Below are 25,015 nucleotides of genomic sequence, written 5' to 3' on the forward strand. Positions count from 1 at the left end.
CACGCTTTAAGTTTTTCCTTCAATATAAAAATAATAAATTATCCTTATAAATTAATATCTTACACGATCATAAAACCATAGGGAATTTTTCCATTTATAAAATACATTTAATTAATAAATTTTCCTGATTTTGGAAATCCTTTTGGAACCAAACGCCCGACGCACGCACGCGTTCCCATCCATTCAAAGAGATCGTCCGCCTGACGGTTAAAGATTCGTTCAGCTGTATCTTGCCAACTTAAGCCTTCTGATAAATTAAAAGTCTTGGCATCAACAACACCACCTTCTTTATAACGCTGTAAACGAACACCTTTACCGCGATTCATTTCTGGTATTTGTTCAATAGAAAAAATAAGCATTTTACGGTTTTCTCCAACTACTGCAACATGATCACCAGTTACTTGAACACAAAGCTTTACCTTATCAGGAGCCTTCACATTCATCACTTGCTTTCCTTTTCGTGTATTGGCGATCACTTCTGCAGAAGGAACAATAAAACCATTACCGTGAGATGAAACCAAGAGCAGTTTTTCCTCTGCGTGATGCACAAAAGCTGTAAGAACATCGTGCTCATCATCCATATCAACTAAAATACGAATAGGCTCACCATGTCCCCGCCCTCCAGGTAAACTATTTGCACCAAGTGCAAAAAACTTTCCCCCCGTACTTATCAGTACAATCTTGTCGGTCGTAAATGCTGGAAATGCTAACTTTAAACTGTCTCCTTCTTTAAAAGAAAGTGCTTTATAATCGTTCAAATGTCCCTTCAAAGCACGCATCCACCCCTTTTCAGAAATAACAATAGTAATCGGTTCTTTTTCGATCATTGCTTGTTGAATATCATCAAGATCATGTCTGGGTGCCTCTTCAAATGTCGTACGTCTTTTCCCTAAGAGTGTTTCAGGACCAAAAGTGTTTCGAACTTTTTTGATTTCTTCTGAAATTATTTTCCATTGTTTTATAGGAGAAGCTAACAAATTCTGTAGCTTTTCTTTTTCAGCTTTCAAAATTTCAAATTCTTTACGAATTTCAAATTCCTCAAGCTTACGCAAAGAACGCAAGCGCATATTAAGAATAGCTTCAGCTTGATTTTCTGTTAATTCAAAACGACTGATCAGCTGCTTTTTAGGTTCATCCTCTTCACGAATAATCTGAATAACCTCATCGAGATTTAAATAGGCAATAAGGTATCCATGAAGAATTTCTAATCGACAATCAATTTGATCAAGCCGATGATGAGAGCGGCGAATAAGGACTTCTTGACGATGTTCGAGCCATTGCTGTAAACTCTCGCGCAAAGAGAGAACATTGGGTATTTTTCCCAAAGACAAAACATTCAGATTAAGGGGAAATCTTACTTCAAAATCAGTCAATTTAAAAAGAGACTCCATAAGGAGCTCCGGATCAACCGTACGATTTTTAGGAACCAGCACGATTCTGATATCTTCTGCTGATTCATCTTGGATATCCTCAAGCATTGGCAATCGCCGTGCAAGCAATAACTCTGCTGTTTTTTCAATAAGACGTGACTTTTGAATCTGATAGGGAATTTCAGTCACAACAATCACATAAGAACCACGACTGCCCGATTCCTGATGCCAACGTGAACGCAAGCGAAAGAATCCACGCCCAACACGATAGGATTCCTCAATACTTTTTTTAGGTTCAACTAAAATTCCCCCCGTCGGGAAATCAGGACCAAGAACGAATTGATTTAATTCCTCATCATTTACATCGGGATGCGCAACCAAATGGAGCGCTGCATCACAAAGCTCAGCAACATTATGGGGTGGAATAGATGTTGCCATACCAACAGCAATACCAGAAGAACCATTTGCTAAAAGATTAGGGAAAGCTCCTGGTAAAACAACAGGCTCTTCATCTTCTTCATTATAGGTTAAACGAAAATCAATAGCATTCTCATTAATTCCTTCAAGTAACAATGCAGCCACTTCAGTCATACGTGCTTCCGTATAACGCATGGCAGCAGCATTATCACCATCAATATTACCAAAATTGCCTTGCCCATCAACCAATGGATAACGAACAGCAAAACTTTGAGCCAAGCGCACCAAAGCATCATAAATAGACGCATCCCCATGAGGATGAAATTTTCCCATGACATCACCGACAATCCGCGCACATTTCGCATAAGACTGTCCAGGATTTAGTTTGAGAAGACGCATCGCATGAACAATCCGCCGGTGGACAGGCTTCAATCCATCACGTACATCAGGCAATGCACGGTGTGTAATCGTAGAAAGTGCATAAGCCAAATAACGTTCCTGTAAAGCAGAGCGTAATTCTATTGGTTCAATGTGTTCTTTATCAAAAGGTAAATTCATTTTATCAGACATAGTATTAAAACAACAATTCCCACAATAATAAGAAATTATTTTATAGGATTTATTTAATGAAATCTTCTATGAGTCGACTTTTTTATTAAAAGTCAATTACATAAAAACAAACGCTGCGATTAGAACATGAACAGAAAATTATATCAATTTGAAAAATTTATACATGTCCTTCCCCCCTTGTTCTAAGTAATTTATTGAAAGCTTTGTCAAATCCGATAATAATTTAACTGCTCACAAAGAGTTATTTCATTCTTTTTGGAATGACAAAAGCACCTTTCAAACATCATCTTTTATTATAAAAATAAATTGTATAACAACCCCATTCAGTTTTTCCATGAAAAACTAAAAAAATATTCAAAGCTTATAAAATTTAAACTTTTCAGAGTAAGTCCATAGAATAGAAAACCGCATTATTCTCATAAAAACGAAGAAACACAATTCTCTGCTACAACATTGTAAGAACTTCAATAAAAAATAAATAATATATTGTCGTATAAAGATAATTCATTTTTTTCAACTAAAATGAGACTTCCAAATATTACAGAATTCTCTCATTTCTAATGTATTCATGATAAAACAATCACAATCATTTCCTCACCTATCACAAAGGAAACAGCCACTATAAAACAAGGAATAAAAATGCCTCGTAAAGAATCAACACAATGGCGTTTTTGTCTATCTAAATTTCACAAACAGCATACACACACACATGATGCTCTTGAGAGGCATCAAAACTTCACTCTACGTAGAAAAGATGAAAACAATCCATAATCAATTTTATGAGCTATTTTTGTGAGTAGGAGCCATACGGATTCCTAAATCACGTAATTGTGTAGGAGAAACATCAGACGGAGCACTCATCAAAAGATCAAGTGCCTGTTGATTCATAGGAAATAAAGCAACTTCACGCAAATTTTTAACACCCTGCAACAGCATAATGATGCGGTCAATTCCCGCAGCCATGCCACCATGTGGCGGAGCCCCATAATGGAATGCACGATAAAGACCACCGAAACGATCTTTCACAACTTCCTTAGAAAGTCCTACAAGTTCAAAAACTTTAAGCATCATTTCTGGTAAGTGATTACGAATTCCACCTGATGCAATTTCATAACCATTGCAAACAAGATCATATTGAAAAGCTTTAAGAGTAAGAGGATCTTGGGTCTCAAGAGCATTTTCTCCCCCTTGAGGCATGGAAAAAGGATTATGTCCAAAATCAATCTTTTTTTCATCTTCATTCCATTCAAAAAATGGAAAATCAACAATCCACGCCAAAGAGAAACTCTCTCTATCAAGAAGATCTAATTCTTCCCCTATCCGTGTACGGGCTGCTCCAGCAAAAGATGCGAATTTTTTTGGATCGCCAGCCACAAAAAAACAGGCATCACCACTTTCAAATCCAAGCTGTATACGGATTGCTTCAGTCCTCTGTTCACCAATATTTTTGGCGATAGGCCCTGCTCCTTCAAATTTTCCTTCTTCTTCACGCCAAAAAATATAACCGAGCCCTGGTTGCCCCTCGCCTTGTGCCCATACATTCATACGATCACAAAAAGCACGACTTCCACCCGTTTTAGCTGGAATAGCCCACACTTGTGCATTCTCATCATTCGCTAAAATTTGAGCAAAGACTTTGAAACCAGAATTATAAAAATGCTGAGAAACATCTTCCATAATAATCGGATTACGTAGATCAGGCTTATCAGAACCATATTTTCGCATTGCTTCATCATAGGAAATGCGAGGAAAGCTTTGTGTCACAGTTTTTCCATCTGCAAATTCTTCAAAAATAGAACGTATAATAGGTTCCATAGTTGCTAAAACATCTTCTTGCTCAACAAAACTCATTTCAACATCTAATTGATAAAATTCACCAGGAAGACGGTCGGCCCTTGGATCTTCATCTCTAAAACATGGAGCAATCTGAAAATAACGATCAAAACCTGACATCATCAACAACTGTTTATATTGCTGTGGTGCTTGCGGTAGCGCATAAAATTTTCCCTGATGAACACGACTTGGAACCAAAAAATCACGTGCTCCTTCCGGTGATGAAGCTGTCAAAAGTGGCGTCGTAAATTCCGTAAAACCATTATTTTGCATAGCCCGTCTCATAGCCGTAATAATTTCAGTCCGACGCATAATATTTTTGTGCATAGTCTCCCGACGCAAATCAAGAAAACGATATTTTAATCGAATATCTTCTGGATAATCAGGCTCACCAAAAACAGGTAAAGGAAGTTCATCAGATTTTGAAAGAATTTCCACCTCTTGTGCAAAAATTTCAATCTCACCTGTTGGAAGCGTTGCATTAATAACCTCATCAGAACGTGCACATACCTCTCCATCCACACGAATAACCCATTCAGAACGCACTTTTTCAATAACTTTAAAAGCCGGCGAAGCAGGGTCAGCAACAATTTGTGTGATTCCAAAATGATCACGTAAATCCACAAAAAGAATTCCTCCATGATCACGAACACGATGAACCCATCCCGAAAGACGGACTTGTGCTCCTACATCACATCTACGAAGAGCTGCACAATGATGACTGCGATAACGGTGCATGTTTTTTGCCTTTGATTATAATATTCACATGCGCTACAAACGCTTTTTAATAATCATTTGTCAAGATATGAGAATAAAAACTCAAAAATAAAGTCAATAAAGGACAAACTTAATTTATCGAATTATAATAAAATGATGAATCTTATTACACAAACAACAGATCTTGAAATTGCACTTAACGCTCTACGTAGCTCTGATTTTGTAACAGTCGATACTGAGTTTATCCGCGAGACAACTTTTTGGCCTCAACTGTGTTTAATCCAGCTCGCATCACCAGATATCACAGTTTTGATTGATCCCATAGCACCAGATATTGATTTAAAACCTTTTTTTGACCTTATGATCGATAAAAAAGTTGTAAAAGTTTTTCATGCTGCGCGCCAAGATATTGAAACAATTTATCATCTTGGAGGTGTTATTCCTTCCCCTCTCTTTGATACGCAAATAGCAGGATCAATTTGTGGATTTGGTGATTCTATCTCCTATGATCAAATTGTACAACGCTGCACGGGGCATCATCTTGATAAATCCTCCCGCTTTACAGACTGGAGTTGCCGACCTTTGTCTGAAAAACAACTGCTCTATGCACTTGCCGATGTAACCTACTTAAGAGATGTTTACCTGTTATTGAAAAAAAGGTTAGAAAAAAATCAACGTGCCCACTGGATGGATGATGAGCTAACAATCCTTTTAAATCCTAAAACCTATGATATGCCAGAAGATGACGCATGGAAAAAAGTGAAAGGACAAATTAAAAAGCCACGGGAACTTGCGGTATTACAAAAGATAGCAGCTTGGCGTGAACGTGAAGCACGAAGATACAATATGCCACGTCGCCATATCATAAAAGATGAATGTCTTATAGAAATAGCAACCCAACAACCAAAAGATGAATCTGCATTAAAACGATTGCGCAGTCTTAATAAGAATTGGGATAAACTCTCAATTGCTCAATCATTAATCAAAGCTGTCCACGAAGGCTTAGAGGTGGATCTTTCTACTTTACCTCCCATTCCTAAACATAATCCACTCAATGATACGACGGCCGCTGTTATCGATCTACTCAAAGTGTTATTAAAAATTGTTGCAAACGAAAACAGCATTGCTCCTAAAATTATTGCAACATCTAATGATTTAGAAAAAATTGCCAATGGAGGAATAAAGAAAAATATTCCCGCTATGAATGGCTGGCGCTATGAAATATTTGGTAAAAAAGCCGAACAAATGCTAAAGGGACAGATAGGGTTTTACTTTAACGATGGAAAAATAAGCACAAAACAGCTTTAATTTACATTTTCATTTTGAAAAATCCATTACGCTACTTATTATCTACATAAATTGGTATGCCCTATAGACCAACGCAAATAGGATAACTAAAGCCTACTTCTGACAAAGTTAAAAACTTAAATAGTGAACTCTTATTAAAAATGACAGCTAAATCTTTACCCAGTCAATCAAATAGCAGTCCTATTAAAAATAATCTAAAAAAAAACAGACAGCTCCTTATTTAAAAGTTTTGAAAAGAAAAAGTTCTGATAATAAAAGCGCACTCATTACAAAAATAGCAGCCTAGCAATAGGAACAAACAAAGATATAATATCTTACGTCCCCATATCGTATTAAAAAACTACCGAGATTGCAATATAACAATCAAAAACCAGCCAGCATAACAACTAAAACACCTAACAAAGACAACATACTGATTTATAAAGATAATCTAGCGTTATTTATATTAAATTAGACCCCCGAATATCATAAGATTCTCTCATTCCATCTCAATAAGACTCATAAAGTTTTACATAAGAAATTATATGATAAAGCGCTGTTTTTTTATAGATTAAACGCCTTTCAAAAAATCATGGTTAATAAATAGTTATGATTTATTTCTATTTTTTATAGTGAAAGGATTTTATAATGACTGAAATGATATTCTTTTGACAGACCGTGAAAGTGCAAAACTGCTTCATATGAGTATTTCAACATTCCGGTGTCATGTAACCAATGGATCTCTCCCAAAACCTTTAAAAGTTTGTTTTTTTATCGCGTTGGTTACAATCGAATCTTATCAATATAATCGAGCAAGCTAAACAGAAACGTTATAACGACGCAGCATAAAAAGAAAACCTTTTCAGGTAAAAATGGACAAGGCTTTCATTTTCACATGAAGCTTATGAAGTGAAAAATCCATCTTGTGACGCAAATAACAGAATAAAAAATTATGTTTTCTTTTATGAATGCTCAGAGCATTACCAATGCCTTGCGTGGTGTCTTGTATGAAAGTTATGGAACAAGTCCTATTGTCCAGCTCATGATGATAGGTTAGCTAGTTTATCCCTCGTCAATAGCCCTATTATAAGACATAAAACACGAATAAATTAGGAAAAAAATCAAAAAATTTCAAAAGCGAGAGGTTGTTTTATTATTTTTGATAACGTCTGTAATCGTCCAAGAGGACGTTCTCCTAATAACCCAGCGTAATTCTTTGGGATCTGCAGGATAATATGATCTGCTTTTTTATGCCACAATAAATGAGGTAAAATTCCTGCAACAGAAGCACTAAAAAGATGAGCAATACGCATAGTTTCGCCAAGAATACGTGCTTTCTCAATTATATTTTGAGTTGCTAATTGAAAAATGGGAAGAGATTCTTTATCAACCAATAAACTCGTATTGCGAAAAAAAACAGCAAGCGCCGCATAAAGGCGCCCTTCATGGGAAATTCCTGGATAAGATCCTAAAGCTATTTGATTTGCTGCTTCATTACCTCTATAATCTGGATGTATACGCCAACCAATATCCGCAAGAAGACAAGCAGCTTGACGATAACGACATTCATTTTCAGTTTCTGAAATTCCAAAAACTTCAAAAGCATTCGTCGTAAAATCAATGAGTTCTTCTGCTTGTTTTGGTGAACGTGCCCGTAAAATAGCCATTTCTGTGCATGCTGCAATGAGAGGATCTGACAGCTGAATCGCCTGCGGCAATCGTGAATAAAGAAAACCTTCACGAACGCCAGCACCTGAAAAAATTATCTTTTCAAACTGCATACACTGAATGAGTTCAATAAGAACTATTGCCCCATAAGATAAAAGTTTCCGACGATTCTGAGAAATCGCTGCAATCCCTCTCAAATTATCAATATTGCCACGTGCTACAAGACGTAAAAAGTTCTCCATTTCAACGGCTTCAACTTCATAGCCATGCATAACAGGGAGCCGATAGTGTTTCATTGCCATATGGAGTTTTGCCAAATTACGCCATGTCCCCCCTACTGCATAAAAATAACGTGCTATACCTTTACGAGTACGAACAACAGACGATTTATAAAGTTGCTCATGTACAATTTTTGTAGCTACGGCACTATCATTATTTGACATATACTGTAGCCTTAAACCACCTAATGGGAGAGTTATCCCCTCACCAACATCAGAATGATCAATATCAATCAGCTCAAGACTTCCACCACCAAGATCCCCAGAAATACCTTTTGGTTGATAAAAAGTAGAAACAACTCCATATGCTGAATACATAGCTTCTTCACTTCCTGAAAGAAGATATATTTTATTTTGCAAAATATCTTCAGCATGCTGAATAAATGCTACGCCATTCTTTGCATCTCGTGCTGCTGCTGTTGCTAAAGTATAGACCTCATCTGCCCCAATCTGTCGACAAAGCGTACGAAACCGTTTCAGTGTTTGCAATGCCATTTTCATCGATTGTTCTTCTAAAAATCCCGTTTTTGCCACACCATGACCGAGACCACAAAGAATCTTTTCATTAAATAAAACTGTTGGTGAGCGAACAAGCCCCTCATAAATAACCAACCGAACAGAATTTGAACCAATGTCAATAACAGCAACAGGCTTACACCCTTTTAACCGACCTTGAGCATCTCTATATGTCATTGGATTTTAGTCTTTATGTATTTCGGCTTGTTGCCGATGCAACGCAACCAAGCGCGAAACAGAAGACTCAAAAGACTCATTTTTCCCTGCAAAACTTGTACTGGCCATAAAATACTCCTGCGCATTAAATAGACTTTCACCTATCTGCGGCGTAATACGTTTTGATGTTCCATCCTTAAGTATATCAAAGCTTTGCTGATTATCAATAATATTAGCCAACATAATCTGTAAAAGAATTTTTTGACGCACTATTTTATTAAAAACTGGAACCAATATTTCAATACGATAGTCCAGATTACGAGGCATCATATCAGCAGAGCCTAAGTAAACGAGTGCATTTTCATTAGGCAAATCTTGACCATTCCCAAAACAAAAAATGCGACTATGTTCAAGAAAACGCCCGACAATTGATTTTACACGAATATTATCCGAAATTCCTAGAATACGAGGACGTAAACAACATATCCCCCGCACAACCAAATCAATTCGCACCCCTGCTTGACTGGCACGATATAAAGCATCAATAATTTCAGGATCAACCAATGCATTAACTTTCATCCAAATAGCAGCAAACCTTCCCTGTTGTGCATGAACAATTTCTCCCTCAATATGCTCTAAGATACGACCACGCAATGTTAAGGGTGAAAAAGCAATCTTCATTGTTTCATTTGGACGCTCATATTGCGCAATATAATTGAACAATAACGCAACATCATGAGCGATATCATCATCCGTGGAAAAAAAAGAAAGATCGGTATAAGTTTTAGCGTTAATGGGATGATAATTTCCTGTTCCAAGATGAACATAAGAGCAAAGACGTTTTCCCTCACGTCTCACAACCAATGACATCTTAGCATGAGTTTTTAATGCAATAAAACCAAAAATAACTTGAACCCCAGCACATTCAAGATCCCGCGCCCAACGAATATTTGCTTCCTCATCAAAACGTGCTTTAAGTTCTACCAAAGCAGTCACAGACTTTCCCTGTTCAGCTGCTTCAATCAAAGCGCTAACAATTGGGCTATCATTTGATGTACGATAAAGTGTTTGTTTGATTTCCACAACATCAGGATCGCAAGCAGCTTGACGTAAAAATTGGACAACAACATCAAATGTCTCATAGGGGTGATGAATCACAATATCATTTTCACGAATAGCCGCAAAACAATCCCCTTTATGTTCACGAATACATTCTGGAACACGAGAAATATAAGGAATAAATTTGAGATCATCACGAGGAATAGAAACAATTTCTGATACCGTATTAAGCGCTAAAAATCCATCAAGAACATTAATACAATTATCAGGGACAGCGAGACTATTCGCTATAAATTGGCGTAAACTCTCTGGCATTCTTGCGTCAAACTCAACTCGAATAACCTGCCCACGGCGCCGCCTTTTGAGAGCAGTTTCAAAAAAATGAACAAGATCCTCAGCTTCTTCTTCTACTTCAATATCACTATCTCGGATTACTCTAAATATACCAATTCCTGTAACCTCATAGTTAGGAAATACATGTTTAATAAAAAGGCAAATAACATCTTCAGATGCAATAAAACGAAAATGATTACCCTCTTGAGGAAGAAGAATAAAACGCCTCAAAAGCATTGAAATAGACAACAACACTATGTGAGAGTTCTGATCAGTTTCTCCAGACAATTGAAGCGCAATAGAAAGCCCTAAATTAGGAATAAATGGAAAAGGATGAGTAGAATCAACAGGCAAAGGTTTTAAAACAGGAAAAATTGTCTCAAGAAAATATTTTTCAAGCCATGATTTTTCAATTTCTGAAAGATCATTAGAACAAATAATTTCAATATCATTCTTTTTTAATTCATCACGTAAAATATTCAATTCTCGTAGTTGGTGAGCCTGCAGCTTTGAAATCTCAGCTAATACAATATCAAGTTGTTCCTGTGGAGTGTGCCCATCTGCACTGCACGCTGTAACGCGAGCACGAATTTGAGCTGCTAGTCCTGCAACACGAACCATAAAAAACTCATCAAGATTTGCAGCTGAAATAGAAAGAAATTGTAGACGTTCTAATAAAGGATGTCTCGCATTAGCCGCTTCCATCAAAACACGATTATTAAATTGTAGCCATGAAAACTCTCGATTAATAAACCGTACCGGATTTTTCATTGTTATATTCGATATAGAAATTTTATCTACCACCCTCTGTTCCATATATCCTAAATAATTTTCTTTTATATTTTCTAAAATCCTTGACGAAATATCTCACATAACATTTGATAACATGTTATCATCATAATAATATATCAATGCCTAACTTTCCTTATCATTTTTCCATTTAATATTTAAAAATATTTGGAACTATTTCTATGCGCAAAGCGCTAAAAACACGACAATTATTCTAATATAGCATAAAAGGAGGAGAAATTTGTCTTAAAAAGCAGCTTGCATTATTATAAGCTTTATTACAAACTCACGCCTATAAAATAAAAGAGCCCAATTATAGCTGATGAGACAATTTATTCTGGAGTTTGTACGCCATGGCTGATCACAATATTCCCCATTTCCAAAATGACCTTGGATATAAAACAATCGAAATTGGTGTGAAAGAATTTATGTGTGTAGGCGCTACACAACCATTCGATCATCCCCATGTCTTTATCGACATGGGAGAAGCAGATGAGAAAATTTGCCCTTATTGCTCAACCCTTTATCGTTATGTTCCCTCGCTATCATACAATCAAACAAACCCAACAGGATGTTTATATCATCCAGAAAAGCTATTATAATCGCGTTTTTGGGCTTTCTTAATAACCACTCTTTTAATTCTTCTTGTTTAATATGGAATCATTTGTGAACCGATCACCCTTCATTGTTGGAGGAGGAATTGCTGGTTTAAGTGCCGCTTTAGCACTCGCTCATAAAGGAATTGCAAGCACCATTATCGAAAAGTGTAAGCAACTTGAAACAATAGGTGCTGGTATTCAACTGACACCAAATGCAACATCTATTCTTGCTCGCTGGGAACTTCTTAACAAACTCACTGAAGTCGCGACAATCCCACATTTTCTTGAGTTAAAAGATGGATTATCTTTAAAAATACATCTACGGGCTCATCTTATCAATCTAACAGAAAAATATTGGAAAGCCCCTTATATGACGATCCACCGCGCGGCTTTACAAAAAATTTTATATGATGCAGTAATTGAAAATCCTTTGATCAAATACAAAGCAGGCGAAACGATTGTATCTTCTACCCAATCTGCAACCAACATTAAAATAAAGACAATAAAAACAGATACAACAACAGAACAGCTTCATTCAACGCCCCTCCTGATCGGATGTGATGGAGTTTGGTCAACATTACGTAAACAATCTCCCTTTCATGAAAGAGCAAATTTTAGTGGCTTTATTGCTTGGCGTGCAACAACAACATTTGATCATCTTCCTCAAAAATTTCGTTCTTCATTGCAAAATATGAAGACAATTACAGCTTGGATGGGACCCCAAAATCATCTTGTTGTCTATCCCATTCAATCGTCAGAAAAAATTTTTAATTTTGTCGCCATTACGCATGGAGAAAATTCAAAAGAAGGATGGGCTCATAAAGGAGATAAAGAAAAACTCAAATCTCTTTTTAAAGGTTGGAATTCAAAAATCTTACAAATCTTTGATCATATCGATGAATGGAGCTATTGGCCACTCTTTCAAATGAAACAAAATCGTTTTATCGGCTTAGAGAGACGAGTATTTGTTGGCGATTGTGCACATGCAGCCTTACCTTTTGCAGCGCAAGGTGCCGCTATGGCAATCGAAGATGCTGCCACATTAGCAGAAGCACTTTCATTGCAAGATTTTTCATTAACGAAAGCACTTTCGCTTTACGAAACAACACGCACCCCCCGTATTGCAGCAGTAAAAAAACGCGGAGATTTCAATAGATTAGCCTATCACGCAACCGGTCCCATAGCAATTGCACGCAATCTCATGATGAAAATTCGTACACCAGAGAGCATTATGTCAGATCTCAATTGGCTTTACATGTATGATGCAATGAATTCCATAAAAAAATAATGATAAAAACTTATAAAATTTTTCCAGTACTTTGAATATTACGAAAGAACGAGATTTTTTGACTCTATGACACTAAAACCCATCATAATTTACTCAAATAAAAGCAAAATTTTTCGAAACCTACAATCTGATTTTAAAAGCTCAATTTTTAGCTCTCCTAAAAGCAAAAACACCACTCAAAATCAGCTCCCATCTTTATCTTTCTTTAACTCAGTTCTACATCAACAACACCCTGAATTAATTTCATCGCATTTGCGACATGTGAATTTACCTTATATCGCTTAGGAAGCGCAATTTCGACTTCTCGCAATCCATCCTCTTGAATTAAAATAAGCCCAACCTCTCCATTTCCCCCAAGATTTAAATTTTGTTCAATTTGTGGAAGCATATCAACTGTTTTTATAAAAAGACGCATCATTTTATGCTGTTGTAATGATTCCTTTTCCAAAGACTGAATTGTTTCAATTCGCAAACTAACTCCTTCAGAACGATTTTCTGCGCTTACCGTAATAATAAAAGATTTTCCGGGTTCTAGCATCTCTTCATAATCCGATAGTACCTCAGAAAAGAGAACTGCTTCATATTGTCCACTTGTATCAGAAAAATGAATAATTCCCATTTTTTTACCAGATTTTGTTTTACGCACGTTTTTTGCCACAACAGTTCCAGCAAGCCGTGCAGCCGTTGCTCCCCCTTTAACGGCATTGGCAAAATTACCCCAAGTCTGAATGCGTTTTTTGTCCAGAATAGTTTGATACTCCTCCAAAGGATGCGCAGAAAAGTAAAAACCTATAGCTTGAAATTCTCGATAAAGTTTCTCAGCCGGCAACCAAGGGGTTGTTTGCGATAAAATCAATGGTTCTTTTAATCCGCCTGCCATTCCAAATATATCAACCTGCCCGCTAGAATTGTCATCGAGAATACGAAGTGCACGCGCATGAAGGGTTCCAAGATTGGCTAATAAAACCTCACGTGCAATGTTAAAACAATCAAAAGCACCAGCACAAACTAAACTTTCCATCGCACGCTTATTAACAATACGAGGATCAATACGCGCACAAAAATCTTCCAAATCCTTAAAAATCTTATTCCCACGACAAGTAACAATATGATCCACAACAGTTTCTCCCACACCTTTAATGGCAGCAAGAGAATAATAAATACAGTTATCACCAACCTCAAAAACACGATGAGATGTTTGTATAGAAGGTGCAATAACTTCAATACCCAACCTTAATGCTTCACGCCGAAAATCATTGAGCTTATCTGTATTCGTCATATCATATGTCATTGAAGCAGCTAAAAACTCAACGGGATAGTTTGCTTTCATATAAGCTGTTTGGTAAGAAACAATTGCATAAGCAGCAGCGTGCGATTTATTAAAACCATAATCGGCAAATTTTGCTAAAAGATCAAAGATAATATCAGCTTGATCTTTATCCACACCACCTGCAACAGCTCCATTAACAAAACGCGTACGCTGTTTTTGCATTTCAGCATGAATTTTTTTCCCCATAGCACGACGTAATAAATCAGCTTCTCCAAGCGAATAGCCAGCAAGCACCTGAGCAATCTGCATCACCTGTTCTTGATAGACAATAACACCTTGTGTTTCTTTGATCAGATGGTCTATTTTAGGATGAATAGAAGCAATTTCCTCTTCCCCATGTTTGCGTGCATTATAGGTTGGAATATTCTCCATTGGACCTGGACGATAAAGTGCGACCAGCGCAATAATATCTTCAATACGGTCTGGCTTCATTCCAATCAACGCCTTGCGCATACCAGAACTTTCCACCTGAAACACACCAACCGTTTCACCACGTGCCATCATAGCGTAGGTTGTTTCATCATTCAGAGGAATATTTGATAAATCTATTTTAATCCCCTTTCTGGCAACAAAATCGACTGCCATTTTCAAAACAGTAAGCGTTTTTAATCCAAGAAAATCAAATTTTACCAGCCCTGCCTGTTCAACATATTTCATGTTAAATTGTGTAACAGGCATATCAGAACGAGGATCACGATACATCGGGACAAGCTCCCAAAGCGGACGATCTCCGATAACAATCCCAGCAGCATGAGTTGAAGCATGACGATAAAGTCCCTCCAACTGGAGTGCGATATCTAATGCGCGTCCAACAACGGGATCTTTTTTCTTTTCCTCTTCAAATTTAGGTTCATCCTTAATAGCATCAGCCAATTCTACCTGACTTCCTGGTGTGGCAGGAATTAATTTTGTAAGATAATCCACCTGACGATAAGGAACTTCTAAAACACGCCCCACATCACGCAAAACTGCACGTGCCTGTAACTTACCAAAGGTAATAATTTGAGCAACTTGATTACGTCCATATTTTTTTTGAACATATTGAATAACTTCTTCGCGCCGCTCTTGACAAAAGTCGATATCAAAATCTGGCATCGAAACACGATCTGGGTTGAGAAAACGTTCAAAGAGAAGAGAAAACCGCAATGGATCAACATCAGTTATCGTCAATGCATAAGCAACAAGTGAACCAGCACCAGAACCCCGTCCTGGTCCAACGGGAATATCATGAACCTTTGCCCATTTTATGAAATCTGAAACGATAAGAAAATATCCCGAAAATTGCATACGCGTAATAACTGAAATTTCATAATCAAGCCGCTGCTCATAATCTGCAATCGTATACCCTTCAGCCAATCCAATTGTTTCAAGCCGCATCTTCAAACCAGCTTTAGCCTGATTTAACAACTCACTATCTTCTACTTCCAAAGTATTTTCTGAATTAGCAGATTGTTCTATAAAACGAGGCAATATCGGTTTTCGAAGAGGCGTGGCAATATGACAACGCAATGCAATTTCAACACTATTTTCTAAAGCTTCTGGAAGATCAGAAAAGAGTGTAACCATTTCATCTTGTGACTTCAAATAATGATCTGGCGTCACACGTTTGCGATCTGGATTAGAGACTATTTGCCCTTCTGAAACAGCCATCAGCGCATCATGCGCTTCATACCCTTCTCTCTTCAGAAAAAAGGCTTCATTTGTTGCAACAAGAGGAATTTCATGCGCATAAGCCAATTCAATAAGATCAGCTTCTACTCTCCGATTATAAGAGCCATGCCGTTGTAATTCCACATAAAGACGATCAGCAAAAGATTTTTTCAAATAAATTAAGCGTTCAACAGCATGTTCTTTTTTCTCTTCTGCCAAAGAAAGATTAATAGGTCCTCCCTTGCCTCCCGTTAAAACAATTATTCCTTCACTGTGTGCCGACAACCAATTAGCTTTAATATGAGGAGGATCAGTATCACGTTTATCAAGATAAGCACGGCTCACAAGACGAACCAAATGAGCATAACCGATTTCACTAGCAGCCAACAGAACAATAGAGCAAAAATCAGAAGGATTACGCCATTTAGCCAAACGTGAATGATCATTTTCATCACAAAAATCAACAGTAAGCTGACAACCAATAATAGGTTGGACCCCATGAGAAAGACAATGCTGTGAAAATTCCAAAGCACCAAATAAATTATTGGTATCGGTAATAGCAACCGCTGGTGCATGATCTGAAATCGCCTGTTGAATAATTTGAGGGATTTTTAAAGCCCCTTCGAGTAAAGAATAAGCTGAATGCACTCTCAAATGAATAAAGCGAGGAAGAGAATTTTTGTTCTCTTGCGTTTTATTTTTATTTTTTACCACTCTCACAATTTCCCACTACAAAATAAATGCCAAACAGCACCCCTTATAAAAGAAAAAAACTCCTGTTTATCATAACTTTAAAGCTATAAGTTCATCATCCTACATAGGAGCAATATCCCAATTTTATTAATATTTATAAGAGAGTTCTATCAAGAAAATGCTTCTATTCACAGCAAATAAACAGCTAAAATAAAAAGAAAAACAATACACCTCATCTAAGCACTTTAATTTTTACACCCTTTTATTGTATTTATCTTTAAATATTAATTTTTCTTCCTAAAATTCAATGTGTAAATAATATGTAAATAAAGCAACCTCCTCTTTATGACTTTATCCCCAAAAAGCTCTTCTAAAGGTCTAGAAAAAACAAAAAGAGCAGGTTAAATTTGCTCATGCCTCCAAATCTTCTTACCCCTCTTTTTAATTCTATTCGAACTCTTTCTGGTATTACACCTAAAACCTATGGTTTACTGACCAAACTCTTAAATGTTAATCCTACACAACGCGAAGCAACCCTTATTGATCTTCTTCAATTAATGCCCCATTCCGTCATAGACCGCAGAATGCGTCCCAGCATCGCTTGTGTAAAAGAAGGAGACACTGTTACGCTCGAAATTATCATCGATCAACATCAACCACCGCCCCGTGGTCACAACAAAATCCCCTATCGTGTTATTGCCCATGATCAAACAGGAAAAATAAATTTAGTCTTTTTTCACGCTCAGCCTCTTTGGCTAAAAAAACAACTCCCTGAAGGAAAAAAAGTTACTGTATCAGGAAAAGTTGAATGGTTTAATGGGCAATTTTCAATGGCGCATCCCGACTATATTGCGCCAAGCGAACAATCAAATCAGATTCCTCTCATCGAACCTGTCTATCCCTCTACTGCAGGACTAACTGCAAAAACACTAAGACGCGCCATACAAAACGCTCTTGATTTTATTCCTCTCCTCCCAGAATGGATAGATGAAAATGTGAAAAAGCAGCAAAATTTTTCTTCTTTTTCTGTTGCTTTACGCCGTATCCATGCGCCCATTAACCCCAACGATCTATCCCTAGAAAGTACAGCACGCAAACGTCTTGCCTATGATGAATTGCTCGCTTGTCAATTGGCGCTAGGACTCGTGCGTTTAAAAACCAAATCTCTTGTAGGCACTTCTCGACCAGCAACAGGAATTTATACTAAAAAATTGCTTAATGTCCTCCCCTTTCAACTCACAACCGAACAAAAAAAAGCAGTAGAAGATATCGCAAATGATCTTGCTTCACCAGAACCGATGCTAAGACTACTCCAAGGTGATGTAGGCGCAGGAAAAACTGTTGTTGCATTGATGGCAATGGCACAAATTGCTGAAAATTCAGGACAATCAGCTTTAATGGCGCCAACCGAAGTACTTGCCAGGCAACATTTTGCCACCATCGCTCCTCTTGCCGAAAAGGTCGGATTACAAACAACTCTTTTAACAGGGCGAGAAAAAGGAAAATTGCGGACAAATATCTTGAATGATATTCTATCAGGTCAAGTTTCTATTATCATCGGAACCCATGCTCTCATACAAAACAGCATTACTTATAACAATCTTGCCTTAACCATTATCGATGAACAACACCGTTTTGGTGTCCATCAACGTATCGCTCTTACAGAAAAAGGCAATAAACCTGATATGCTGGTTATGACCGCCACGCCCATTCCGCGCACACTTGTCTTAACAGCTTTTGGTGATATGGATGTATCTAAAATTACAGAAAAACCAATGGGACGACAACCCATTACAACAGCAATGCTTTCTTTGAAACGTCTTCATGAGCTTATAGAGCGAATCGCAATTGCATTAGAAAAAGGAGAAAAGCTCTATTGGATTTGTCCTTTAGTGGAGGAATCGACAGCTCTTGATCTCACTTCAATTGAAAACCGCTTTGCATTTCTCCATGAACGCTTTGGTGCACACGTTGGTATGATCCACGGAAAAATGTCTACAGCAGAAAAAGAAGCCGCTATGGCATCTTTTAAATGTGGAAATACACGTATTTTAGTTGCAACTACTGTTATTGAAGTGGGAGTAGATATTCCAGATGCTTCGATCATTATCATCGAACACGCCGAACATTTTGGCCTTTCACAACTGCACCAATTGCGTGGACGTGTAGGACGAGGCGATAAAAAATCTTCCTGCATTTTGCTCTATAAAGATCCACTGACTAAAACAGCAGCAACACGCCTTAATATTATACGCAATACAGAAGATGGTTTTGAAATCGCTGAAGAAGATTGGCGTCTGCGAGGCGAAGGAGAGCTTTTAGGTACAAAACAATCCGGAGTCCCTGAATTTCATATAGCAAACCTTGCTGTTCATAGTGATCTTTTGTCAATGGCAAGAAAAGATGCTCGTTTATTTTTACAACGCGATCCTCATCTTTCTTCTCAGCAAGGACAAGCTTTACGGTTGCTGCTTTATCTTTTCGGACACGATGATGCTACACGCCTCTTGCGAGCAGGATAATAAAGACCCTCTAATAAAAATTAAAATACCTCTCTGTTCAAATACGGTTCTCTCTCTTAGAATAACCCATAAACAATCTATGCAATCCCTTACCATCTTTATGCTTCATGAAAGAGTAACAACCCAACAACAGCATCTTTTCTTTCAATCTAAATTATTCTTGCATTAAAACAGTAGAAGAAATATTGCGCATTTTTCTATCATTATATTCACATAGCTGATCTATTTTTTGACAGGTAAGAAAATATTTTTTGTTTTATCGTAAAGAATTTAGAAAGAAAAATCCCGTCTCCGGTATTCTCGTTCAACAGAGAAAAGTGGAAAAAATAAGCTATCATTATCAATCAGTTTCTTACACTTGATTATTCTTCCAAAGATTCAGAAATATACTTTTATTCAACCGTGACTGATTTTGCCAAATTACGGGGTTGATCGACATCTGTTCCTAATAAAACAGCCGTATGATAAGCGATTAACTGAACAGGGAGTGCATAAATAATAGGAGAAATAAATTCTGGAACTTCTGGCAAAGTGATCGTTGATAAAGTCTTAAGACAAGCTACTTCTGCTCCCCTTTTATCGGTTATTAAAATAATACGACCATTACGCGCTACCACTTCTTGCATATTAGAAAAAGTTTTTTCAAACCACCGATCATAAGGTGCAACAACAATAACAGGTATTGTCTCATCCACCAAAGCAATTGGTCCATGCTTCAACTCACCCGCCGCATAACCTTCAGCATGAATATAAGAAAGCTCTTTCAGTTTAAGGGCTCCCTCCAAAGCAATCGGATAAGAAGTCCCACGTCCCAGATAAAGAACACTTTTTGCATTCACTAAATCACGACAAATACATTCAATTTTGCTCTCTAATTTTAAGACCTCATTTAAAATACGTGGAACTTCTGCCAATTGTTGAACCAATTGCTGTTCCATTTGAACAGAGAGATAGCCACGTTGTTTAGCAGCACTAAGTGCTAGTGAAGCAAGCGTTGCCAATTGACAGGTAAAAGCTTTTGTTGACGCAACACCAATTTCCGGTCCGGCAAGTGTTGGAAGAATAAAATCAGCCTCCCTTGCCATTGTTGATTGCTCTACATTCACAATTGTTGCTGTTTTTACACCCCGCTCACGACAATAACGCAAAGAAGCCAATGTGTCAGCTGTCTCACCTGATTGAGAAACAAACAGCGACAACACATCAGATGTTATAGGAGGTTCACGATAACGAAACTCCGAAGCAACATCATTATCAACACTTAAAGCGGCAAATTTCTCAAACCAATAGCGCGCAACTAAGGTTGAATAATAAGCCGTTCCACAACTCGCAAAAAGGAGGCGATGAATATTTTTCCAATCAATCAAATTCTTAAAAGGTCGAACGGCATAATTTCCAAGATCAAGATAATGCGCCAAATTATGAGAAATCACTTCAGGTTGTTCAAACATTTCCTTGTGCATAAAATGGCGATGATTACCCTTAGAAATCAATAAAGCCTCTTCAAGTAATGTTGTCACAGGACGTTTTACCGGTTGATTATATACATCATAAATTGTGACGCCTTCCCGTGTGAGAACAGCCCAATCCCCGTCTTCCATATAGCTAATATAATCAACGAATGGTGCCAAAGCAATCGCATCTGACCCAACAAAAAATTCATCTTTTCCATAACCAATTGCCAGAGGTGGACCAGAACGAGCCGCAATCATAAGGTTATCTTCTCCTTCGAAAATAAGAGCAATAGCAAAAGCCCCCTGCAGCCTTTTCCAACTGGTACGCATAGCTTCTTGCGGAGAAAGACCATCTTTTAATGCACGCGTTATTAAATGTGCAATAACTTCCGTATCCGTCTCTGTTTCAAAGATATAACCATCCTCTATGAGTTCCTTTTGCAATTCTACAAAATTTTCAATAATACCATTATGAACAATCGCAAGCTTTTCAGTCACATGGGGATGCGCATTGCGTTCAACAGCAATTCCATGCGTAGCCCAACGGGTATGACCAATCCCTAAACTTCCCTCCAGAGGTGTTTTTTTTAATTTTTCTTCTAAATGAACAAGCTTCCCCTCAGAACGTACACGATAAAGATGCCCATTATGGACCGTTGCCACCCCAGATGAATCATACCCTCTATATTCAAGACGTTTTAACCCCTCAACCAAAGAAGACGTAACACACCTCTTTCCAAGAATTCCAATAATTCCACACATTAAAAAGCTCCAACCCACATCTTAAGATTTAAATCTTATAAAACAATCCAACAGCCTTTATTTAAAACTATAAATAATAAAATAATTCAAACATGGAGTACGGCAATCTTTAAGAATAAACATCCTATCGATCGTTAGAATAACACGAAACAAAGGAATAAGCTGAAAATAATCATTTTTTCTGTTTGTTTTCTAACAAGCGCTCTCGAAATTTTGTCGCATAGCCCTCTTTTATAACCTGTCGTGCACGCCCAAAAGCCATACTGTTCATAGGAATATTTTCAGTAATAACACTTCCTGAAGCAACATAAGAGCCATCCCCTATTACCAATGGGGAAACAAGTGCCGTATTAGACCCAACAAAAGCATGATCACCAATCATGGTTTTATATTTGTTAAATCCATCATAATTGCAGGTAATCGTACCGGCTCCAATATTGGTATGTGCACCAATTTCAGCATCACCAATATAACTTAAATGATTGATTTTAGAAGATTCTCCTATCTTAGCTTGTTTGACTTCACAAAAATTTCCAATCTTTACGGACTTCGCCAACTCTGTTCCAGGACGCAAACGTGCATAGGGACCAATCTGTGCATCCCTACCAACCACAGCACCTTCGAGATAACTAAATGCATGAATAACAGCACCAGATTGTACTTTCACGCTTAATCCAAAATAAACATTTGGTTCTATCACCACCCCTGGTTCAATTTCTGTATCATAAGAAAAATAGAGTGTTTCTGGTTTTAAAAGCGTAACACCCGATAACATTAAATCGCGCGATTTACGTTTTTGCCATAAAGAATCAGCCTCAGAAAGCTCAAGACCGTTGTTAATTCCTACAATATCTTCAAAAGGAACTTCAACAACACGCACATCTAATCCTTCACGTGTTGCAAGAGAAGCAATATCTGTTAAGTAATACTCTTTTTTCACATTGTTATTATCAACTTTCTCTAAAAGAGAAAGTGCATGTTTTCCGCGCATAGCGAGTATTCCGCCGTTACAAAAAGAAATCTTTTTTTCTTCATCGCTAGCGTCTTTTTCTTCTACAATTGCGATCAATTGACCATTTTTTTCAAGAAGACGCCCATAACCTGTTGGATTTTGGGTATGAAAACCTGCAAAAACAACATCTGCTCCATCAGCAAGCTGTGCACGCATTTGGTGCAATGAATCTTGCTGAATGAGAGGAGTATCCCCAAAAACAATGAGAACATCATCCACTTCCTTTTGCAAAGCTAAACGAGCAGATAAAACAGCATGAGCTGTTCCTAAACGCTCTTTTTGTTCAAAAATCATCGCATCTTTTACAAATGACTGAACAACGTGCGTAACCTCCTTAGCACCAAATCCCACAACGACTGCTAATTGTGAAGAGCCTGCCAATTCTATTTGTTTTAGAACATGGCATATAAGAGGCAATCCAGCAATTTTATGAAGTACCTTAGGCAGAGACGATTTCATGCGCGTCCCCTCACCTGCAGCAAGAACAATAGAAAGACAACTTCTAACCATAAAAACACATAAGACTAACGAGAAAATCCAAAAAAAATCATAATATCGTGCCAACGAATATCTTCAATATAGCTCAACGAAGGATAATGTTCTAAAAGCCAAAATGAAAGATCCTGCATAGAGCCTGTTAAAAACAAAATCCCTGTAAGAATAAGAAAAACACCAATAATTTTTTCAACTTTTCCTAAATGAATACGAAAAGCTCCTAAAAATCGCATAAAACTGCTCGAAAATAAAGCTGCCAACATAAAAGGAATAGCAAGACCTAATGCATAAACCGCTAATAAGATAGCTCCCTCTCCCACAGTTTCTTTTGTTCCAGCAAGCGTTATAATAGGACCTAAAATGGGGCCAATACACGGTGTCCAACCAAAAGCGAAAGCTAACCCAATAATATACGCGCCCAAAGGACCAGAAGGTGTTTTTTTGGTCTGAAAACGCGCTTCACGGAATAAAAAAGCGATCTTGAAAATCCCCAAAAAATTTAAACCAAAAATAATAATGACAATTCCAGCAGCAAGGGCGAACCAATCACGATAATAACCGATGAATTTCCCAATTGTGCTAGCACTGGCACCTAAAGCAACAAAAACAGTCGTAAACCCGAGAACAAAAGCAATAACAGAAGACAATAAAGCCCACCGTATAAAGACTTTCTCATCACGATTTTCTGAACGAAAATCATCAATACCAACACCTGCCATATAGCACAAATAAGGAGGAACTAATGGCAAAACACAGGGCGACAAAAAAGAGAGTGCCCCAGCAAAAAACACACCAACTGTTGAAATTTCAATCAAAACTCATACCCCGTCTCTCATCATAGTTTACCCCCATGAACAACAATCAATCCACATCTTCATCAATTCGTTGCATATTTTGCTCATTCGCCACCACACTTATATCTTCATCATGACCAGAAACGACTGAAAAAACTTTTTGATAGATTTTATCTTTATTTTTAGCAATTGCAATATACTCTCCCTCCGCTAACACGAGTGAAACATAAGCACCAACTGTTTCATAAACGATATCACCAGAATCATTAGCAAGAGACCAACTGGTATCTGCAAGCGCTTCCCCTCCTTCTTGTCGTACCAGCTTTAAGACAATCTGAGCGGCCTGATGTTCAAGGGTAACTTCTGTCATTTTACCAGCATCCACTTGAATATCCGAACGAGCCGTCGCATTAATAGAACCATAATGGGAAGCAACATGGTAGCGGCCAGCTTTTAAACGCACAACTGATTGGGGTTTAACATTTGATAAAATCACCCCCGTATCATCATTTTCTTTTTCATCCTCATAAATGGTAAAACGTAATTCCTTTTCATTCATTACACCATTGAGCAGTGTTGCATTTAAAATGACACCACCAGCCTCAAGATTAAAGTTTTTTACAAGACTCTGTCCATTTTTTAAACGAATATGGCGCACAGCACTCATATGACCAAATGAGACATGAACAAGATAACTTCCTGGTTCGAGATCAAAACGCGCACTTCCCCCCTTATAGGTTGCCACTAATGGTAATTTATTATCAATCCCTATAATAGGGGCATAAACCCGCCAGACAAGCCCTTTTTCAATATCCGGATAACTATTTGTTAATCGAGCATTCAAAATGAGTTGTGTTTGAGATGCTACATTTTCTTTTTCCTGCTCTTGAGACTTTACAATAAAACTCCTTGATTGTCCCTGCTGCTGATCTTTCCCTTCTCCTTCTTCAGAAAAAGCACAGTGGCTCCAGATCAATAAAGCAAGCACCACGCACAACCATACACATCGGTGCACTATTTTTATAAGAATACCCATTTTCACATTGTTGACCAACATGATATTTTTTTCAAGAAACAATATCACAAAGCCATCATTTTAAATTGAAAAACTTACACCACAACCACATGATGAAACAGCATTGGGATTATGGATTTGAAAAGACTGCCCCATAAGATCATCAACAAAATCAATCTCAGCTCCTTCCATGAAAGGAAGTGATAGTAAATCAATAAACACAACTGCCCCATCTTTTTTGAGAACGAGGTCATCTTTACACATTTCAGAAACCAAGTCATATTTATAAGAAAAACCAGAACACCCACCACCTTCAACAGAAATACGCAATGCTATTTTATCGGGTTCACGCAAAAGTATCTGTGCAATTTTTTTGGCAGCAACATCTGAAATTTTCACATTCATTTT

General features: G+C 37.5%; 14 protein-coding genes and 1 pseudogene. 5 read left to right on the forward strand and 10 right to left on the reverse strand.

The genetic code is table 11. The annotated features are described in order from the left end of the window. Positions 1–107 precede the first annotated feature (107 nt). Together parC and aspS are read right to left on the reverse strand one after the other, a co-directional pair. Positions 108–2,357 (reverse strand): DNA topoisomerase IV subunit A, encoded by a 2,250-nt coding sequence (parC, locus tag ACFIJP_RS04860; RefSeq protein ID WP_375625951.1) that lies wholly within the window; start codon positions 2,355–2,357, stop codon positions 108–110. Positions 2,358–3,134: 777 nt separating this feature from the next. Beyond that, positions 3,135–4,928 (reverse strand): aspartate--tRNA ligase, encoded by a 1,794-nt coding sequence (gene aspS, locus ACFIJP_RS04865; protein WP_375625952.1) that lies wholly within the window; start codon positions 4,926–4,928, stop codon positions 3,135–3,137. A 132-nt stretch (positions 4,929–5,060) separates the two neighbouring features. Here aspS and rnd point away from each other — a divergent pair, with 132 nt between their 5' ends. Then, entirely contained in the window at positions 5,061–6,215 is a 1,155-nt protein-coding gene (gene rnd / locus ACFIJP_RS04870) for a ribonuclease D (RefSeq protein WP_375625954.1), read from the forward strand. A gap of 641 nt (positions 6,216–6,856) precedes the next feature. After that, a pseudogene (locus ACFIJP_RS04875) lies at positions 6,857–7,043 on the forward strand (helix-turn-helix transcriptional regulator). A 272-nt stretch (positions 7,044–7,315) separates the two neighbouring features. Here the strand turns inward: ACFIJP_RS04875 and ppx are convergent. After that, positions 7,316–8,833: an exopolyphosphatase gene (ppx, locus tag ACFIJP_RS04880; RefSeq protein ID WP_375625955.1), complete on the reverse strand. Its 1,518-nt coding sequence runs from the start codon at positions 8,831–8,833 to the stop codon at positions 7,316–7,318. 6 nt (positions 8,834–8,839) lie between these two features. Beyond that, positions 8,840–11,020, reverse strand: a complete 2,181-nt coding sequence (locus tag ACFIJP_RS04885; protein WP_375625957.1) for an RNA degradosome polyphosphate kinase — start codon at positions 11,018–11,020, stop codon at positions 8,840–8,842. Positions 11,021–11,346: 326 nt separating this feature from the next. On the opposite strand from ACFIJP_RS04885, the gene ACFIJP_RS04890 reads away from it, so the two are divergent. Both ACFIJP_RS04890 and ACFIJP_RS04895 read left to right on the forward strand, forming a co-directional pair. Beyond that, positions 11,347–11,595 carry a zinc-finger domain-containing protein gene (locus ACFIJP_RS04890; RefSeq protein WP_375625959.1) on the forward strand — a complete coding sequence of 83 codons (249 nt, stop codon included), beginning with the start codon at positions 11,347–11,349 and terminating at the stop codon, positions 11,593–11,595. A gap of 64 nt (positions 11,596–11,659) precedes the next feature. After that, positions 11,660–12,880 carry an FAD-binding protein gene (locus tag ACFIJP_RS04895; RefSeq protein ID WP_375625961.1) on the forward strand — a complete coding sequence of 407 codons (1,221 nt, stop codon included), beginning with the start codon at positions 11,660–11,662 and terminating at the stop codon, positions 12,878–12,880. Between the two features lie 205 nt (positions 12,881–13,085). On the opposite strand, the gene dnaE is transcribed toward ACFIJP_RS04895, so the two are convergent. Continuing rightward, on the reverse strand, positions 13,086–16,574 hold the full coding sequence (gene dnaE / locus ACFIJP_RS04900; RefSeq protein WP_375625962.1) for a DNA polymerase III subunit alpha: 3,489 nt from the start codon (positions 16,572–16,574) through the stop codon (positions 13,086–13,088). Between the two features lie 392 nt (positions 16,575–16,966). Here dnaE and recG point away from each other — a divergent pair, with 392 nt between their 5' ends. After that, the gene (recG, locus tag ACFIJP_RS04905; protein WP_375625964.1) at positions 16,967–19,075 is read left to right on the forward strand and encodes an ATP-dependent DNA helicase RecG; all 2,109 of its coding nucleotides are present in this window, start codon (positions 16,967–16,969) and stop codon (positions 19,073–19,075) included. Positions 19,076–19,467: 392 nt separating this feature from the next. Here the strand turns inward: recG and glmS are convergent, their stop codons facing one another. The 5 genes from glmS to ACFIJP_RS04930 all read right to left on the reverse strand — a co-directional run bounded on the left by glmS (position 19,468) and on the right by ACFIJP_RS04930 (position 25,012). Then, complete coding sequence (gene glmS / locus ACFIJP_RS04910) at positions 19,468–21,291, reverse strand: glutamine--fructose-6-phosphate transaminase (isomerizing) (protein ID WP_375625966.1); 1,824 nt, start codon at positions 21,289–21,291, stop codon at positions 19,468–19,470. A 172-nt stretch (positions 21,292–21,463) separates the two neighbouring features. Next, on the reverse strand, positions 21,464–22,813 hold the full coding sequence (glmU, locus tag ACFIJP_RS04915) for a bifunctional UDP-N-acetylglucosamine diphosphorylase/glucosamine-1-phosphate N-acetyltransferase GlmU (RefSeq protein ID WP_375625968.1): 1,350 nt from the start codon (positions 22,811–22,813) through the stop codon (positions 21,464–21,466). Between the two features lie 14 nt (positions 22,814–22,827). Next, entirely contained in the window at positions 22,828–23,613 is a 786-nt protein-coding gene (locus ACFIJP_RS04920; protein ID WP_375625969.1) for a cytochrome c biogenesis CcdA family protein, read from the reverse strand. Positions 23,614–23,659: 46 nt separating this feature from the next. Beyond that, a complete protein-coding gene (locus ACFIJP_RS04925; RefSeq protein WP_375626070.1) occupies positions 23,660–24,649 on the reverse strand; it encodes a carboxypeptidase regulatory-like domain-containing protein in 990 nt (329 codons plus the stop codon). A 39-nt stretch (positions 24,650–24,688) separates the two neighbouring features. Continuing rightward, entirely contained in the window at positions 24,689–25,012 is a 324-nt protein-coding gene (locus ACFIJP_RS04930; RefSeq protein WP_015856510.1) for an iron-sulfur cluster assembly accessory protein, read from the reverse strand. Positions 25,013–25,015 lie beyond the last annotated feature (3 nt).

Origin of the sequence: Bartonella sp. MU37NMGALS (assembly GCF_042194015.1) — a bacterium.
In the GTDB taxonomy this organism is placed as follows: domain Bacteria; phylum Pseudomonadota; class Alphaproteobacteria; order Rhizobiales; family Rhizobiaceae; genus Bartonella; species Bartonella grahamii.

Excerpts from the sequence above, each read along its gene's own strand:
- ACFIJP_RS04890 (WP_375625959.1), top strand. The coding sequence starts at position 11,347 with ATGGCTGATCACAATATTCCCCATTTCCAAAATGACCTTGGATATAAA.
- glmS (WP_375625966.1), bottom strand. The coding sequence starts at position 21,291 with ATGTGTGGAATTATTGGAATTCTTGGAAAGAGGTGTGTTACGTCTTCT.
- aspS (WP_375625952.1), bottom strand. The coding sequence starts at position 4,928 with ATGCACCGTTATCGCAGTCATCATTGTGCAGCTCTTCGTAGATGTGAT.
- rnd (WP_375625954.1), top strand. The coding sequence starts at position 5,061 with ATGATGAATCTTATTACACAAACAACAGATCTTGAAATTGCACTTAAC.
- ACFIJP_RS04885 (WP_375625957.1), bottom strand. The coding sequence starts at position 11,020 with ATGGAACAGAGGGTGGTAGATAAAATTTCTATATCGAATATAACAATG.
- parC (WP_375625951.1), bottom strand. The coding sequence starts at position 2,357 with ATGTCTGATAAAATGAATTTACCTTTTGATAAAGAACACATTGAACCA.
- glmU (WP_375625968.1), bottom strand. The coding sequence starts at position 22,813 with ATGGTTAGAAGTTGTCTTTCTATTGTTCTTGCTGCAGGTGAGGGGACG.
- recG (WP_375625964.1), top strand. The coding sequence starts at position 16,967 with ATGCCTCCAAATCTTCTTACCCCTCTTTTTAATTCTATTCGAACTCTT.
- ACFIJP_RS04930 (WP_015856510.1), bottom strand. The coding sequence starts at position 25,012 with ATGAATGTGAAAATTTCAGATGTTGCTGCCAAAAAAATTGCACAGATA.
- ACFIJP_RS04925 (WP_375626070.1), bottom strand. The coding sequence starts at position 24,649 with ATGTTGGTCAACAATGTGAAAATGGGTATTCTTATAAAAATAGTGCAC.
- ppx (WP_375625955.1), bottom strand. The coding sequence starts at position 8,833 with ATGACATATAGAGATGCTCAAGGTCGGTTAAAAGGGTGTAAGCCTGTT.